Below are 15,955 nucleotides of genomic sequence, written 5' to 3' on the forward strand. Positions count from 1 at the left end.
CACAGCAGACCGAACAGCGACCAGCCTTCGTAATGAGGTAATTGGACTTTCATAACAACGCTCTTGAAAAAAGTATTTGGATTGGCCGTCTGCTGTCATCTGCCAGAGACAGGTGTACGCAGGGTCACAAATTCTTCTGCCGAGGTCGGGTGCACACCGATGGTTTCATCGAATAGGCGCTTGGTCGCACCCGCTTTCAACGCGATGGCCAGCCCTTGGATGATGTCTCCGGCGTCGGGACCCACCATGTGCGCGCCCAAGACCCGATCAGTAACAGCATCCACCACCAGCTTCATCAACGTCTGTTCAGACGAATCCGTGAGGGTCAGTTTCATCGGCTTGAATCGGCTTTCGAAAACGGTCACATTGTGGCCATTCTCCAGCGCCTGTTCCTCCGTCAGTCCAACGGTTCCGATGTTGGGCTGGCTGAACACAGCAGTGGGAATGTGGCGGTAATCTACTGGACGATATTCTTCAGGTTTGAATAATCGACGAGCGACCGCCATGCCTTCCGCCGTGGCGACTGGGGTCAGTTGCACTCGGCCGATCACATCACCCAACGCCAGAATCGATGGCTCGCGGGTTTCGAAGTTGTCGTTGACGTCGATGTAACCCTTGTCATTTAGTTCGACTCGGGTATTTTCCAGGCCCAGATTGTCGAGCATTGGCCGGCGGCCAGTGGCGTAGAAAATGCTGTCGGTTTCCAGTTGACGACCGTCGTTGAGTGTCGCCAGTAGACTACCGTCAGACTGTTTATCGATCTGAACGATATCGGTGTTGAATTCCAATTGCAGTCCGCGCTTGGTCAGCTCCTGCACCAGGTGCGTGCGAACTGATTGATCAAACCCACGCAGGAATAGATCACCGCGATACAGAAGGCTGGTGTCGGCACCAAGGCCATTGAAGATACCGGCGAATTCGACGGCGATGTAACCGCCGCCCACCACCAGTACTCGCTTGGGCAGTTGCTCCAGAAAGAATGCTTCATTCGATGTGATGGCATGCTCGCGACCTGGAATATCCGGAATTTGTGGCCAGCCGCCTGTTGCAATCAAAATGCGTTCGGCGCTGAAACGCTGTCCATTGATTTCCACATGATGCGCGTCGGTCAGTCGTGCATGACCTTCGAGTAATGTTACGCCGCTGTTGATCAGCAGTTTGCGATAAATACCATTGAGTCGTTCGATCTCACGGTTCTTGTTGGAGATCAATTTTCCCCAGTCGAATTGTGCCTTGCCCGCAGTCCAACCAAAGCCCTCGGCTTGTTCAAAGTCGTCAGAAAAATGGGACCCATAGACCAGCAGTTTCTTCGGTACGCAACCGACGTTGACGCATGTACCACCGAGGTAACGACTTTCGGCTACCGCTACTTTCACACCGAATCCTGCGGCAAAACGCGCTGCACGCACACCGCCGGAACCTGCACCAATTACAAATAAATCAAAGTCGTAGGTCATCTCAATTCTCTGCAAGGTCGCACTACACATGTGCTGTCGAATGTCGTTAAAGGGGAGAAAAACGAAGTTTCAATGCACGCAAAAGCGGGGCGCACAGTTCCAGGACCGAAGCCTTGTTCTGATGCGTGTTGGATCTGTGCATGACAGCAGGCGCTCTGGATTCGCTAGCCAGCGCACCCATCAATTGGGGCAGCAAAAAGCCGCCTTCGTATTCGGTGTGGGCCATGGCTGGAGTGTCCAACCAAAGGCTGTCGTCGCAGGAATGAGTGACATCAATCATGAGGGGACTCCGGGGGATGGACACTGCATTAACCCGAAATGGGTCAATTGCTTCTGGGCTCAGTCTCACCATCTATGGGCAATTAGAGAACCAGCAGGGATGTCATGACTTAATTGTGCTGAGTGAAATAATCCAGCGAGGCGTTGCTCTGGACATACTGATCAGGCTTGGCATCAGCGTCATTTATGCGAGGTCATTGTTGTCTCCAAATTCCAGGCTCCGAAACGCCTTCTCGTTCGAGTGCACCATTGGTCAACCGGAGACTTCGCAATGTACTGAAATATATCTGGTGTCCTTTGAGATACATGAAGTTAAACTGGACAGTCTTCGTGACACATAGCCAACACACTTCCTTGAAAAAATCAGTTCTCTGCCGAGCTACGGATAAACCCGATCGGTCCCCTTCCCGTCCGCCCACAGCATGGTGAAACCGCTTCATGTCTCTTGCGCTCGAACGTCTAGTCGCTGGCACGCCGATCCCTTTCGCCGGTAATCGTGTCACTGTGGTCAGCCCCGAACTGGCAGCTCGCTTCCAGCCCGGGGACCACCTGTTGGTGGAGCAGACCAGCGGTGAGCTGTTGCTGGTTCCAGTGGTGGATCAGCAAGCAGCGGCGGTAGCAATCGAGCGTGCCGAAGCAGCTTTCTTAGCGCTGTCTGCCGTATCAGATCAGGCCATCAGCGCCTTCTTTGATCTGTTTGCCGAACGGCTGGAAACTCCCGATTGCTGGGCCTTGATCGAGGCCGCCAACTTGGCGGATATCGAACGCACCAAGGCGCGCGGCCGTTCCACCACCCGTCTTCTAGCTGATGAGCGCATGCGTCGCGACATGATCGCCGGCCTGCGCGCCTGGCGAGACGCGTCGGCCTCGCGCGGCAAGGTGATCAGTTGCGTCGAGCACGACGGCTGGAAAGTTGAGCAAGTTGTGTCGCCTTTGGGCATCGTCGCCTTCGTCTTTGAAGGCCGGCCGAATGTCTTCGCCGATGCCGCCGGTGTGTTGCGCACCGGTAACACGGCGGTGCTGCGCATTGGCAGCGATGCGTTGGGCACGGCCCAGGCCATCGTTACTCACGCCTTGAACCCTGCCCTCGCCGACGCCGGATTGCCGGCAGGTGCAGTGTCGCTCGTAGAAAGCGTCAACCATGCTGCCGGCTGGGCGATGTTTGCTGACCGGCGTCTGTCGCTGGCTGTAGCCCGTGGTTCCGGTCGCGCCGTCAGTCAATTGGGCAGCATCGCACAACAGGCCGGTACCGCCGTCAGCCTGCACGGCACCGGCGGTGCCTGGCTGATCGCCGATACCGGGGCCGATGCCACGCGCTTCGCCAGGGTGGTGCGCAACTCCCTCGACCGTAAAGTCTGCAACACCCTCAATGTCTGCCTGATCCACCGCGACCGCGCCACTGCACTGGTGCCACTGTTTCTCGATGCCCTGCAACAGGCCGGCAAGGCACGAGGTCAGGGGTGCAAACTGCACATCATCGAAGGCAGCGAAACTTTCCTGCCCGCCAATTGGCAGAGCGCAACCGTCGAGGTCTATCGCGCCGAAGGCTACCGCACCGAAGCACTGGCCGAATCCTTACCTGTAGATCAGTTGGGCCGGGAATGGGAGTGGGAAGAAACCCCGGAAGTGAGCCTGAAAATCGTCGACGACCTGGACAGCGCCATCGCCTTGTTCAACCGCTACAGCCCGCAGTTCACCGTGTCATTGATCAGCGAAGACGCCGCGGCCCATGAGCGTTTCTACAACGCTGTCAACGCGCCTTTTGTCGGCAACGGCATCACCCGTTGGGTCGACGGCCAGTACGCGCTCAACAAGCCGGAACTGGGCCTGTCGAACTGGGAAAGCGGGCGTCTGTTTGCCCGCAGCGCGATTCTGTCGGGCGATGGCGTGTTCACCATTCGTAGCCGCATGACCCAGATCGATCTTGGCGTCAAACGCTAAGTCCGTCCTTCCTGCGACCATCCGACTGTGAGGTCGCTGGAAGGACACGGGGGCCTATCGCGTGCGGCCAGGGACGCTTAGCCCCCGCTGCACGCCGTCCCCCACACTTGATACGTTACGGTGTGACGCTGGCCCTGCGAATCGTCATACGTCAGCACCACGGGGACGATTCCGCAGGCATTACTTACATCGGTAATGCTGATCGTTTTGGCGATATCAAGGGGCGCCCCAGTCCGTGCAACCTCATCAGCCGGTGCTGCCAAGATGCTGCTGGAAACGATGGCAAACGTCAGAGCAATCACGGGTTTCAAAATGTTTTCCGATAAGCGATTCATGCGCGACTCTCCCTCAGCAGCTGACGAGCGGAGTCCGCCATCACCGGCAGAGCGCCTGCCAGCATCAACACGTCTTTGAGTACCAGGCGACCGCCACCGGACAGGTAGGGAAACCCGTGTTGAACGTCGCCGAGAGCACCCACCCAGGCTTCGGGCGTGGTGATCAGAAAGCTCAAGGTCACCAGTGGCGTGCCGAAGGCCAATGCACCACCAAGCAGCCCAGTGCGTCGTGAGATAGGGTTGGACAGCACCAACAAGCCAATCAGGAGTTCGACAACACCCAGCCCGGTCGAGAACCCGTACGTGTTGTTGGCTGTCTGCCAGGCGCGCTTCTCGACGTTCAGTTCACCTTCATGGGTCAGGTGAGTCTTATACTCTTGCGGGTGTTCATAGAAGAACGACATGAACGGGCTGTTAGCGACAAACGGTGTGATGCTATCAGCCTCGTAGGGTACGAATTTAAGCGCTCCGATCCACAGGAACACAACGCCGATTGCTAGTCGCATGAGCGATGCGCCAAAGGTATCCAGTTTGCTGATGAATCTTAACCAGGCAGTAAATGAAGTGAGCATGAGACTTCTCCAGAACATTGAATGTGGAGGTAGTCTGCGGTGTTAGCGAACGGTGCTTTTGTTCGTCATGCTCAAGTTGTTGCTTGATCGTCTCAAGGTGTCCTAGACATTTTGATGGCGTAAAAAAGCCTCGACACTTTGCAGTGACGAGGCTCCAAGTGAACGCATGTGATACTAGTTTTTCAACGTGTCATACGCTTCAAGCGTGCGCAACGAATAGATGTATGCAGCGCCCGCGTTCATCGAGATAGCCGTGGCCAGGGCCGCCGCCACCTCTTCGCGGCTCGCACCGGCCTTAATTGCTGCATTCGTATGAGCAGCGATACAGCCATCACAGCGAGTAGTGACGGCAACAGCGATCGAGATCAGCTCGCGTGTCTTGACATCCAGTACATCGTTTTCGGCAGCGGCTTCACCGAGGGCCATGTAAGCCTTGACCATTTTTGGATTGCTCTTGCCCAGCGCGCCGAAGGCTTTCTGGATGGTAGGCAACAATTCGGACCAATTGCTGAACATTGCATTAACTCCTGAGCGGGTTGGTGTACTGTTTCAACACGCTCAGTTTTCCCCTGTGGCGAGATTCGGGTTTGTTCAATCCGCTGAGTTTTTTCTGCGAAGCTCTCAAATGAATTCAATCGATAAACTCATCAGCTTGGCTAACGTTCGAGGCAGCCTGGATCTGCGTTGTCAGTTTCAAGGGGATTGGGCTCGAGATCACGAGCAGGAAGTCTTGGGAAAAGCGCCCTATCACATTGTGTTGGAGGGAGCGTGCCGAGTGGAGTTTCCGGATGGCCAGCGCCTCCCCATGCGCGCCGGTGACATATTGCTGCTACCTCGGGGCGCACCACATGTCATGCATAGTCTTGGGAAAACTGTTCAGCCAACATCACCAAAACTCGTCTCTAGTGGGGTTTTGCCGACATACCGCATTGGGAGTGTCAGCACAGATCTGGACATGCTATGCGGTGGATTTCACTACAATTGGGCTTCGATGTTGTTTGCAGCTCTACCTGAGTATCTGGTGATTCCCAGTGGGGCCTTACCGGACAATGGTCCACTAGCGGCGTTGGTCGAGATGTTGCGCGGTGAAGCAGATGACGATCAGGTGGGCGCTCGATTTTTGCTCGATGCGTTGTCTCAAGCGTTGTTCACTTTGATTCTGCGCGCGCACTTAGCAAGTCACGGTCAAGACAGCAGCACGCTTGCATTACTCAGTGATAAACGTTTGGGGCGCGCCTGGCAGGCGATGTTGGCTGACCCTGCTTACAAATGGACAATAGAGGGCCTGGCCGAGACTGCGAGTATGTCTCGTGCAACCTTTATGCGGGCTTTCGTCAAGGTGGCCGGCGTATCACCGTGGGTGTTGCTTACGCAGGTCCGAATGGAATTGGCCTTTAGCCTACTGAGTCACTCGCACTTGGGATTGAACGAAATTGCAGCCCAGGTTGGGTATCAATCGCAGGCCGCGTTCAGCAAGAAATTCAAGGAGATTTATGGTGAGGCGCCGGGACGGGTGCGGCATGGAATTTAGTTTCTCCGACATTTCCATTTGCCGGAGAACAATGCGCTCGATAGGACGGATCAGCCTCGAGCGGCTTGCGACACGGCAAACGTATCCTCGAGCATCTTGAAACTACTGATCAGCCCATTGCTGATTTCCAGCACAAGCACAAATGATGTTTCAATGAGTTTGCCCGTGGCGTTGACCCGTGATGCAAGCGCACCCAGGATCATTGCGCGATGTTCATTCGCCAAAATATCCTGAACAGTGAAGCTCTCGCTGGTGAGCAGAGTCGCAGTGTCCCTTACGAAATTAACAATTGCTTCTTTGCCCTGCTGCTTGCCGAGCCAAGGTAGCGCTCCCACGTCACCCGCAATTTCCCAATTCGCATTTTCAGCGAATAGGAGCGCTAATGCCTCAGCGTCGCCACTGCCCAGTTTCTGCAAAAAGTCCTGTGCGAACTCGAAATTGGCTTGCCCGTTCATCGTCAGTAAACTTCTGGTCGTTTTGAAGGATTAGATAGTGTTGGCGTCGAAGCAGAGGTTAGATCACTGGACACAGATAATCTCAGCGACATACACCAGCAGCCTTAAAAACACGACTGCGATCACTGCTAATGCTAAGCGCCACCCCGGTAGTGATTAGCCTTGCAATGGTAACCATATGGGCCTTTTTTGGTCGCGGTAGGGATGGCAGTCACCTGCCCCACCCGCACAGATCGGAACGTGCAGACCTACCGCATACGGCTCCTGCCGCAAGTGCGTGAAGCGAAGCGATCCTGATGGTACGGGTGCGCACTCTTTGGGCTCGGTATGTAGTGATCTGTCAGCCACCCGAAGCGAGACCATTGCAGCCGATTTCGCTAGCTGCGTTGCCCGAGATCCTGACGCCAGTGTCGGCGTATGGCTTCCTGAAGCCACTCAACAGCTTCAAGTTTCCTGGCACCGCGAGGTAGTTGAAGTAAGCACTCACCGCCCGATTAAGCCATTGGGCGCCAATACACGCGCAGGATCGGCAGCCATTGTCAGTCGTTTTTTTTGAAACTCAAATACGTTGCAAAACCGACCTTCGGATCGCCCTTCAACTGGCCATTGCGAGCCGTTTTTCATGACTCCGCTCTCGGCTCCCTCTACAACCACTGTATTTCCCAGTGCGATGTAGTTGTAGTGCTCTACCTCGTGCTTTAGGCCGCCGAGATTCCCCATCAAACCCTGAATAAATGCAACAATCTCATTTTTCCCAATACGCGTTCCAAACTTGGGAAAATACAGCTGAACATCGTCACTAAAAAAGGTCCAATATTGTCAGATCGCAAGCATCACCTTTAATAAAATAAAGCTTGGCGACATCTATCATTGCTGCGTTTGGTCTTCGTTATTCATTTGAATGCTCAGCCGCTGCCGCGACCCAATTTGGTGTCCATTTCAAATCAATCTTGTTGTTAATAGATTGACCAGTATTGGGAAAGCTCACACTTTCCCAATACGTTCCGGATCAAATTTGGGCGATGCCGCCGTCGACAAATACTTCACTGCCGTTCACGAAGCTTGAATCATCAGAGGCCAGGAATACTGCTACCTTTGCGACTTCATCTGGATCGCCAACGCGGCCCATTGGAATCAATGAAGCAAAGTGATCCAGCAGACCTTGCTGCTGTGCCGCGTCTGGGCCTGCCAATTCTACGAGACCTGGCGTCTTGATCGGACCAGGGCTAAGAGTATTCACGCGAATTTCCTGACCTTTCAAGTCGAGGATCCAGTTACGGGCGAAGGACCTTACGGCTGCTTTCGAAGCGGCGTAAACACTGAAATCTGGGGTGCCAACACTACCCGCAGTAGAGCCAGTGAGAATCACGGAAGCTCCCTTGGACAGCAGTGGCAGCGCCTTTTGGACCGTAAAAAGAACGCCTTTGGTATTTCGGCCGAAGGTGTCGTCGAAATGCTCTTCAGTGACATCTTTCAGATTGCTCATTTCACCGCCGCCGGCGTTCACAAACAAAACGTCAACACGACCGTGTTGTGCTTTCACCTGTTCGTACAACGCGTCCAATTGATCCAGTTTGGAAGAGTCGGCCTGAACGCCGGTTGCATTGCCGACAGCTAAAACAGCAGCATCAAGCTCAGCTTTGCGCCGACCGGTGATGTAAACATGAGCACCTTCCTTAGCGAAACGAATAGCGGTTGCCAATCCAAGGCCGCTGGTTCCGCCGGTGACGACGGCGATTTTACCTTCAAGTTTGCGTGACATTTGACGTTCCTCAGGTTGGCGCCGGAAAGCGCATGACCGAAGAATATCGACGAACCCTACCTTTCGAAATAGAATTGATTGCAAACCATCATTGCAGAACTGTCGATGTCAAAGATGCCGGATTTTGAAGGATTAGCGATGTTTGCAAAGGTAGCTGAGGAGCGTTCCTTTGCGGCGGCTGCGAGGGTGATGGGTGTCTCCGTCGCGACGGTTTCACGAGGAGTTGGACGCTTGGAAGAAAGGCTTGGTGCCCGTCTTTTAAATCGGACCTCCCGACAGCTCGCACTCACAGAGTTCGGACGCAACATAGCGGAAAGCGCTAGTCGCCTGTACCGAGAGGCTGAAGAAACAGAGGGTTTCGCACGCGAACTTTCGTCACAACCTAGAGGGCTCGTGCGGTTGGCAATACCGATGACTTACGGCGTCCGCTGGGTGGCCCCAATCCTACCGGAATTTCTTCTCGCTTATCCCGAAGTGTCAGTCGATCTCCACTTGTCCGACGCGTCAGTCGACCTCATTGGGGAAGGCTTCGATGCTGCGATGCGGATCGCCATACTTCCCGATTCGTCGCTAGTGGCACGACGAATTAGCCGAGTAGCTCGCTATCTTGTGGCGTCTCCTGGATACCTCAAACAGCATGGTCATCCAAAACACCCGCATGAACTCGTCGGTCGAAACTGCTTGGGATACGCCTATCGAGCCCAGAGTGACGTCTGGCGTTTACTCAATAAATCAGGAGATGAGGTCAGCGTTTCGGCCGCTGGCTCACTTCGTGTCACGAACGTAGAAGCGCTGATCCCTGCCGTACTTGCAGGAATTGCCATTGCTGAACTTCCGGAATTCGTAGCCAGTGAGTATCTTCGCGACGGAAGACTTCAAGTGGTACTGCCAGAGTGGAGCATGCAGGAGGGAGGCCTGTATTTTGTGACGCCGACTGCTCGCACCCGGCCAGCCAAAGTGGATGTGCTCGCGGATTTTCTCATAGCCAAATTATCTGATCCGGCGTGGCGCATGAATAATCGCTCTTAGGCTCCCGGGTGGGTAAGCATAAACTTGGCAAATGTCGGCCGTTAGGAAGCGGCCTGTACAATCGGTGATTTGGCTGAGGTCACTGATGACGGATATTCGATGGTGAAGCTAGCAGCGAAGAGGTTCGTTGAAGGCTTCAAACGGTCGCCGGTTTGAACTCGCGCTGTTTGATGATGGAGACACGTGAGCTAAATCGCTTTACGAACTCGACCCCGGCGCCTCCCCGTAGATTTCCTTAAATTTCTTGCTAAACGCCGCTTGAGACTGATACCCAACCTGCTCGGCGATGTCGATTAGACCGAGGTGTGATCGGCTGAGCAGACTGAATGCCAGCTCCATCCGAATCTGGGTTAAGAGCACCCATGGAGATGTTCCGGCAACCTTCGCGAATGCACGCATGAAGGTTGCTCGCGACATCGTGGCCGCTTCTGCTAAGGCTTCAATGGTCCAATCGCGCCCCGGATCCTCCAGCATATTCTGCCAAGCTCGGCCTAAACGCTTATCTGCGAGCAGCGCCAATGTGCCGCTAGCCGGTGCGTTGCTAGGTGAACGCGCAGTAGCAAGGTAAACAAAGCTTGGGATAGCGCATCGAGCATGAATTTGGAGCCAGCCTGCTCACCACTCGACTCTGCGCGTAAAAGCGCTATGCAACCAACCAGAATGCGCGACTGGCGCACAGCTTCATGTGGGGACCTGGATGCGTCGAAACAGGCCACCGATCAGCAGCCCTTCTTCGCTCCAGTCGAATTGAAAGGCTTCACCGAGCGCAAACGTTAGCGGTACAAAAGCGCGTAAAGACTTGCCTTGCTCACCTCGCCACGAGCGTACAAACGCCGTGAGCTGGCTGTAGCCGCCGTCATAACCCTCGGCCTTGATCTGCTCGAAAAGTGCTTTGGCGCTCCTGCGGTTGTGCTTTGCCCGGAACGAATCGGCCTTGAGTGCCTGTTCCAGCGTGTCGTGGAATGGGCTGAGTTTGTTGAAGGTCGCGCACCGCTGGTACGCCGACTGAGTGGCTTCGGGCGCTCTGACCCATTTTCGGATGGTGTTTCTCGACAGCCCGGTACGCTTGGCTATCTGGTGCAGCGAGAGCTTGTCGAGGAAGTACATCCGCCGGATTTTTCCCAACATTTCCATGCTGATCACCCTGTGTTCTCCTGCTCGAAAAGTGAGCAGAAGCAGTTGAACACCTGGGTCAGTTTTGGGTCAGCGGCAACACATCACCGAGATTTCGAGCAGAGTAGGATATTCGTCTGAAAACGCGTTCAACAGAGCATTCAAGCAAATCTGAGGATTGACTCCAACGCAGGAACGGGCAAAGAAAACCAATTCCTGAATGCTCTGGAAAAATGGATATCGATTTACATTCTATCTCGCCTCAGCACTCGCCAAAAATCCGTGACAGCCAGGGGCAATCACGACCTGAGCGCCGGGATGATCGAGGCGTTCATCAACCCGGTGGACCGGCAGAAGCCTTATCACCCGCGCAGCAGCAACCCATACCACTGTGTAGACTCGCCCCTATTTCTGTTGCAGGGCCAACACGTGGAAGTCATTTCAAACCATTGGGGACGGAACCATCTTTCTGTCGTCACCGATCTAATCAACAATGCGGACAAAATTGTCATCTGTTCCGGATGGATCAAACAGTGCGGTGTGGATCTCCTCGTTGAACATTTAGCCGCAGCACTTGGACGTGGAACAGAGATCACAATTTTCACGAATGCGGAGAATACCGCCCGGTCGTGTATACCCTCCCTCGCGACATTGAGTGCCCTAAGGCACGTGGTGGTCCCCAAGAAATTTCGGCTGCATACGAAGCTCTACTACTTCGAGTCTGACACGCGCTACGCGGCGATCGTTGGCTCAGCCAATATCACCGCGGGAGGCCTTGTTCACAATGATGAGTTGTCAACGGTTCACCACGGAACCGTCGGAGACGTGCAGCATGAAATGTTCAACGATTATCTCGAGCACCTCGTAGCGCGATACAAACCTTGAACCAGATGGTGAGATTCTGGCCAAAGAGGCAAACATTCCTGTCATCGATAGTCACCATCGACCCAATGAAGTTCTCTTAAATAATACGGCGCGTAACATCCACTCCATACCGACCAATTAGATCCGGAGCACGCAGCCATGAAACGCCAAATCATTCTTAGCATCGCTTTCTCGGTACTCGCGGCAAACGCCTTTGCAGCTTCTTCCGCTAAACAAGTCCTCGCTGAAGGCGGCTCGGATCGCTTGATTGAAAGTCGTGTTGCTGAAGGTGGTTCGGATCGCCTGCAACAGAATCGCGTAGCCGAAGGCGGTGCAGACCGTCTGGTTGAGCGACGCTTGGCTGAGGGCGGTTCCGATCGCCTGATTCAAAATCGTGTAGCTGAAGGTGGCTCGGATCACCTGCAACAGAATCGAGTAGCCGAAGGTGGCTCGGATCACCTGCAACAGAATCGAGTAGCCGAAGGTGGTGCAGATCGTTTGGCTGAGCGCCGCCTGGCTGAAGGCGGTTCCGATCGCCTGATTCAGAATCGTGTAGCTGAAGGTGGCTCGGATCATCTGCAACAGAATCGTGTAGCCGAAGGTGGTGCAGATCGTCTGGCTGAGCGCCGCTTGGCTGAAGGTGGTTCCGATCGCCTGATCCAGAATCGAGCGGCCTAAAGTACTTCTTAGGTACGACCCGAAATTCCTGTTTCAATCGTTGCTCTGCTCCCCACTTGCCCGGCTATATAGCCGGGTTTTTTTATGGGTGCGCATCCTACTTTACTGGGGGTAATTCTTTTGGCGAAAAGCCAACCCAGTAAGATGGAAAAATCTAGGGCAAAGTTGGTGAGACCGAGGTGTGCCGACACGATATGATGTGCATTCCGGCGGGATGTGTAGCGTTGTGAAATGCACAGTCACGGGATATCGAGCATGCTAAGGAGTGCGGTTTCATGTTCAATTTATTGGTTAACGCCGGTGGCTGGGCGGACAATCACGACACTTTCAGTCACGGAAGAATTCTGGAGTACACGACCCCTGCGCTGGTAACCCAAATGAGAGTTGACGGGGCACTTAACATCGCCGCTCTGACCGCCATGCCGACCCTTTTTATGGATGAAATGCGGGTGGACGGGGAAGAGTTTGCAAGGGTTGGCACCATTATGAGTATTCGAGACGGGGCTCGAGGTCAGGTGCTTTTAGATTACATCTACGACGCGAATGTCCCCCCGATCCCTATCGCAGAAATCTATCGCTTGCGCTCCAGGCTCGGCATCAATGACTACGAATTTTCGCGCACACATTGGGCGGTGAAGGATGTCGATCTTTTCAGATTCATGCTGACCGAGTTGAGAGGTTCTCGTCGTCATCCGAGGATCTTCCAGTTACCGGAGACAGCGACACTCGTAAACGACCAGCTATCTGTAATGATGCCATTTGCGAACTCTGCCTTAGTACTTGCAGCCATACAGCGGGCCGCGGGGTCGGCAGGTATGAGATGTGACCGGGCCGATGATATCTGGGACCACCAGACGGTTATGGAGGACGTTGTTGCACTGATTGATCGGTCTGCAATCGTGGTATGCGACTGCACAGGCCGAAACGCTAACGTGTTTTACGAGATTGGCTTAGCGCACGCTTGGGGCAAAGAGGTAATCCTGATCACGCAAAACCAGGCTGATATCCCTTTCGACCTCGCTCACCTTCGGTATCTGCATTACCACCCGAACAATGACGGCCTGGCTACGTTAGAGGCTCAGCTGCTCGCCAGGATACGGACTTTGCGCGGAGGCTGACCAAGAGACCCGATGTAGCTGAACAAACCTCTGCGTGGGTAAAGTCGGGCTGTGACGCTGACCTACAGGCCACAGCCAACTCGTCAATTATCTTTGCGCGCAACCCATTGCGTATGCTCTCTGGAGAAGGCGTTTTCGGCGTCCCCCACGAATGAGGAAAACCTTTGTTCGGTCATCTCTACCTGAGATTGTTCTCGGACAAACTGAATCTCAAAGGCGGTCAAGGCGTAGGACGCTGACAGTTCGGTGTACCTTTTCGCCTGCATCCAGCTGAGTAGACTTGCTGCGGCAGCCACCATCACGTCGGTTGGCCAATAAGGCGCGGTCAGAAAGGCAATTCTGACGAGGGCTAATATGATTGCGACAACGTTGACGCCGATCAACAATCTGAAGAACCACTTGGCTGCGCGGGCATTGGAAGTCGCCTTTGCGTTGTACCAAGCCAGCTGATTTTCGATGCGATGCTCCAGGTACGCCGCCCTCCTCGCTTCCAAGCTCTGCGAGCGAAGCCGCGACATTTCCTCACTGATCTGAGGGCTGTCCAGGTGGGAGGTCAGGACGCTAGCGATATCGCGATTCTGGTCAAAAACGGCCTTAATTTTCCGTCTGAAAACTTCTTTCGCAGCATCATCTTCATCGTCAAACGGTTCGGCTTTGGAAATGTACCTCCAGGTCAAAGTCTTGATCGATTCTGCGACAGCCCGACCCGCATACCAGAATCTTTCAGGACGTTGAGTTGCGAGGAAAACCGAGCATCCCAGCGCTCCGAGCAGCGTGAGTGCTTGCAACACGGCCATGGACCAATGAGGGAAATTGATCACGGAAAGCAGGGCTGCACAAACCAGAAGAAACAGATTCACGCCCAAGGCACGGTAAAAATCCCCCTGGCGATCCTTCGATAGCTGATCTGTAGATTGATACAACGCTGGAAAGTCTTTTTCCTGCACGACGCTACTCCCTAATAACCCAGTTTTTGTAAATATCATCGCCATAGTAGTAGTTCTTGGCAGACATTTTTGAGAAAATTTCGAGCGCATATAAAACAATCTTGGCTGAAAAAGGTACGACAATCGCCCCTGCGCTTATGAGTAACGATGGGCACGTATGCTCTACCATGGTTCTTGCATTATCTAGATTGACCGCAATGATGCGACAACCTTTTTCGATTACCACCTCAAGCTCCCAGCACACATACTTATGTTTGTAGCGAGTATCTTTCCCGATCAGGATCACGAATGTATCCGCAGCCCTGAGGTGCTCCCTGCATTTTTGTTTGATCTGTCCTTCATCTTCTGGATCTAGCGCGCCAATGAGATTACAGTTCGATAAGCTAACATCCGCGTACTCTGCATCGCTCCAGCCGAGCATGATCCCAAACATGTGAACGTCACTGCTGGTGAAGCCAACAATGACTTTCCGAGTCACCATACAAAATTCCTTTTACACAATCAGTGTCGCTTTATTCCTAGAAATCGATATCGCACAGCAGACTAAGCGTTTTGTTGTCTGCGAGTATCGAGGTTGATGATTTCACTCTTTCCTGACTGGAAGGTCTCAATCATCCATTGGATTGACATGTTAATCATGAATTCGGCTTCGTAAGCGACGGCCTCCTTCGCGTGACCTAGTGCCAGATAGCAATTTGAGAGGGTGGCGTATACCCACTTTATGTCTGATCGATCGACAGAATCGCTTTCTGCGAGAATACGCTCCAATCCTTCAACGACTGAGGCACGAACTTTGCGCGCCGACATGAAATCGAACTTCATTTCGTCCGCATCCGACTGTTTCTCACCGCGGTATTCGTAGCAGAGTGCCAGGTTCTCTCCGTTGTAGTAATCGCGGCGGACCTCATAACCTCTGCCGTAGTGCTTAATGGCCGAATCGAGATAGTGCCTTTCATCTAGCTCGAGCCAAAGCCGCTTGCAGATAGCACCAGCAATCCCCAGCGTCTCTGGATCATTAGAACTGTCAGGTGTCAGAGCGGACAACACATCCATCGCTTCAAACAATGCGACTGATAAGGTCGGAACCTTCGCTTTGTAGGTAGCAACCGCCAGTTGTTGAAGAATGAAGGGCTCTCCCGGTTTAATAACAGCCGCGAGCTTCAGAGTCTCCTTGGCATCAGCATGTCGGCTCGTATCGGAAAACATCTGAGCCCTATGCATCAGGCCCGCGAGGCGAGTTTGCGCAGCTTCTGCGTCATCCAATAAGTCAGCGAACTGCTCGTCGGTTAGACGAGGACGTTGGAGTCGTGGCAAGAATGTGTACACGGGACTGTCGGGTTGTTTCGAGACCATTACGCTGGCAATTAGGTCTCCCAGGGCAGCACTGGCCCTCCTCGCCTCTCTTGCCGCGATATCAAAGCCGATGTGGTTGTAGCGAAAGGTGCTGACGTGGTTAAGGTCAAAATACAGCCTTCCTTCATCCTCGACCATTATGATGGTCGAATTCGGCCTCAAAGCGTGCCGGACGCCAAGCTCGTACACGGCGTTGACATTACCAGTGGAGATATCGGCGATGACCAGGTCTGCACGAAGCAGCATCTCGTACATTGGCGTGTCAATTATCCCCGAGTGCACGATTTCATCTGCACGAATGCACCGCATGTTTTGTGCAGCTACAGCAGGCTGAATAATCGATTCGTACGTAGCATCCAGATCTAAGGTGCGGCCTGATTCGAAATCAGTTTTCTTCCCGAATCCCATAATAACGAAACATACTTTCATATTTTCAGAATCAGCATGTAAATCTGTACCAGGCATGACGGCACTCTTAAATCGGGAGCAGAGAGAATCCCGAAGCGCCTAAGGCACTTCGA

Annotated in this window: 16 protein-coding genes and 3 pseudogenes; 6 read left to right on the plus strand and 13 right to left on the minus strand. The window is 53.7% G+C overall.

The genetic code is table 11. The features are described from left to right. Positions 1-95: 95 nt before the first annotated feature. Both gorA and ACYZT7_RS17580 read right to left on the minus strand, forming a co-directional pair. Positions 96-1,457 (minus strand): glutathione-disulfide reductase, encoded by a 1,362-nt coding sequence (gorA, locus tag ACYZT7_RS17575; protein ID WP_462037553.1) that lies wholly within the window; start codon positions 1,455-1,457, stop codon positions 96-98. Positions 1,458-1,503: 46 nt separating this feature from the next. Beyond that, positions 1,504-1,737, minus strand: a complete 234-nt coding sequence (locus ACYZT7_RS17580; RefSeq protein ID WP_462037554.1) for a hypothetical protein — start codon at positions 1,735-1,737, stop codon at positions 1,504-1,506. 437 nt (positions 1,738-2,174) lie between these two features. On the opposite strand from ACYZT7_RS17580, the gene ACYZT7_RS17585 reads away from it, so the two are divergent. Next, positions 2,175-3,677 (plus strand): aldehyde dehydrogenase family protein, encoded by a 1,503-nt coding sequence (locus tag ACYZT7_RS17585; RefSeq protein WP_462037555.1) that lies wholly within the window; start codon positions 2,175-2,177, stop codon positions 3,675-3,677. A gap of 77 nt (positions 3,678-3,754) precedes the next feature. On the opposite strand, the gene ACYZT7_RS17590 is transcribed toward ACYZT7_RS17585, so the two are convergent. The 3 genes from ACYZT7_RS17590 to ACYZT7_RS17600 form a co-directional block, all read right to left on the minus strand. After that, on the minus strand, positions 3,755-4,012 hold the full coding sequence (locus ACYZT7_RS17590) for a DUF2790 domain-containing protein (protein WP_462037556.1): 258 nt from the start codon (positions 4,010-4,012) through the stop codon (positions 3,755-3,757). Next, entirely contained in the window at positions 4,009-4,584 is a 576-nt protein-coding gene (gene rclC, locus ACYZT7_RS17595; protein WP_462037557.1) for a reactive chlorine resistance membrane protein RclC, read from the minus strand. The genes ACYZT7_RS17590 and rclC overlap by 4 nt, the downstream gene beginning before the upstream one ends. A 174-nt stretch (positions 4,585-4,758) precedes the next feature. Further along, positions 4,759-5,100 (minus strand): carboxymuconolactone decarboxylase family protein, encoded by a 342-nt coding sequence (locus ACYZT7_RS17600; protein WP_462037558.1) that lies wholly within the window; start codon positions 5,098-5,100, stop codon positions 4,759-4,761. A gap of 109 nt (positions 5,101-5,209) precedes the next feature. On the opposite strand from ACYZT7_RS17600, the gene ACYZT7_RS17605 reads away from it, so the two are divergent. Next, positions 5,210-6,115, plus strand: a complete 906-nt coding sequence (locus ACYZT7_RS17605; RefSeq protein WP_462037559.1) for an AraC family transcriptional regulator — start codon at positions 5,210-5,212, stop codon at positions 6,113-6,115. 50 nt (positions 6,116-6,165) lie between these two features. Here ACYZT7_RS17605 and ACYZT7_RS17610 read toward each other — a convergent pair whose 3' ends face one another. From ACYZT7_RS17610 to ACYZT7_RS17620, 3 genes and pseudogenes are all read right to left on the minus strand, one after another. Continuing rightward, complete coding sequence (locus ACYZT7_RS17610; RefSeq protein ID WP_140678585.1) at positions 6,166-6,570, minus strand: nuclear transport factor 2 family protein; 405 nt, start codon at positions 6,568-6,570, stop codon at positions 6,166-6,168. Positions 6,571-7,053: 483 nt separating this feature from the next. Then, positions 7,054-7,365: pseudogene (locus ACYZT7_RS17615) on the minus strand (nuclear transport factor 2 family protein); the annotation flags it as partial. Positions 7,366-7,579: 214 nt separating this feature from the next. Next, the gene (locus ACYZT7_RS17620; protein WP_140678581.1) at positions 7,580-8,332 is read right to left on the minus strand and encodes an SDR family NAD(P)-dependent oxidoreductase; all 753 of its coding nucleotides are present in this window, start codon (positions 8,330-8,332) and stop codon (positions 7,580-7,582) included. 105 nt (positions 8,333-8,437) lie between these two features. Here ACYZT7_RS17620 and ACYZT7_RS17625 point away from each other — a divergent pair, with 105 nt between their 5' ends. After that, positions 8,438-9,361 (plus strand): LysR family transcriptional regulator, encoded by a 924-nt coding sequence (locus ACYZT7_RS17625; protein ID WP_462041819.1) that lies wholly within the window; start codon positions 8,438-8,440, stop codon positions 9,359-9,361. Between the two features lie 198 nt (positions 9,362-9,559). Here the strand turns inward: ACYZT7_RS17625 and ACYZT7_RS17630 are convergent. After that, positions 9,560-10,020 (minus strand): annotated as a pseudogene (locus tag ACYZT7_RS17630) (helix-turn-helix transcriptional regulator); the annotation flags it as partial. Next, a pseudogene (locus ACYZT7_RS17635) lies at positions 10,008-10,495 on the minus strand (IS21 family transposase); the annotation flags it as partial. The pseudogenes ACYZT7_RS17630 and ACYZT7_RS17635, both read right to left, overlap by 13 nt. A gap of 297 nt (positions 10,496-10,792) precedes the next feature. On the opposite strand from ACYZT7_RS17635, the gene ACYZT7_RS17640 reads away from it, so the two are divergent. From ACYZT7_RS17640 to ACYZT7_RS17650, 3 genes are all read left to right on the plus strand, one after another. Then, positions 10,793-11,359 carry a phospholipase D-like domain-containing protein gene (locus ACYZT7_RS17640; protein WP_462037560.1) on the plus strand — a complete coding sequence of 189 codons (567 nt, stop codon included), beginning with the start codon at positions 10,793-10,795 and terminating at the stop codon, positions 11,357-11,359. A 138-nt stretch (positions 11,360-11,497) separates the two neighbouring features. Beyond that, positions 11,498-12,016: a phage infection protein gene (locus tag ACYZT7_RS17645; RefSeq protein ID WP_462037561.1), complete on the plus strand. Its 519-nt coding sequence runs from the start codon at positions 11,498-11,500 to the stop codon at positions 12,014-12,016. A 275-nt stretch (positions 12,017-12,291) separates the two neighbouring features. Beyond that, positions 12,292-13,134, plus strand: coding sequence for a hypothetical protein (locus tag ACYZT7_RS17650; protein ID WP_462037562.1), 843 nt, complete (start codon positions 12,292-12,294; stop codon positions 13,132-13,134). Positions 13,135-13,217: 83 nt separating this feature from the next. Here the strand turns inward: ACYZT7_RS17650 and ACYZT7_RS17655 are convergent, their stop codons facing one another. The 3 genes from ACYZT7_RS17655 to ACYZT7_RS17665 all read right to left on the minus strand — a co-directional run bounded on the left by ACYZT7_RS17655 (position 13,218) and on the right by ACYZT7_RS17665 (position 15,899). Then, positions 13,218-14,081, minus strand: a complete 864-nt coding sequence (locus ACYZT7_RS17655) for a DUF4231 domain-containing protein (RefSeq protein ID WP_462037563.1) — start codon at positions 14,079-14,081, stop codon at positions 13,218-13,220. Between the two features lie 4 nt (positions 14,082-14,085). After that, positions 14,086-14,562: a TIR domain-containing protein gene (locus ACYZT7_RS17660; RefSeq protein WP_462037564.1), complete on the minus strand. Its 477-nt coding sequence runs from the start codon at positions 14,560-14,562 to the stop codon at positions 14,086-14,088. A gap of 62 nt (positions 14,563-14,624) precedes the next feature. Next, positions 14,625-15,899 (minus strand): tetratricopeptide repeat-containing protein, encoded by a 1,275-nt coding sequence (locus tag ACYZT7_RS17665; protein WP_462037565.1) that lies wholly within the window; start codon positions 15,897-15,899, stop codon positions 14,625-14,627. Positions 15,900-15,955 lie beyond the last annotated feature (56 nt).

It is taken from the genome of Pseudomonas sp. RT4P38, assembly GCF_054897765.1.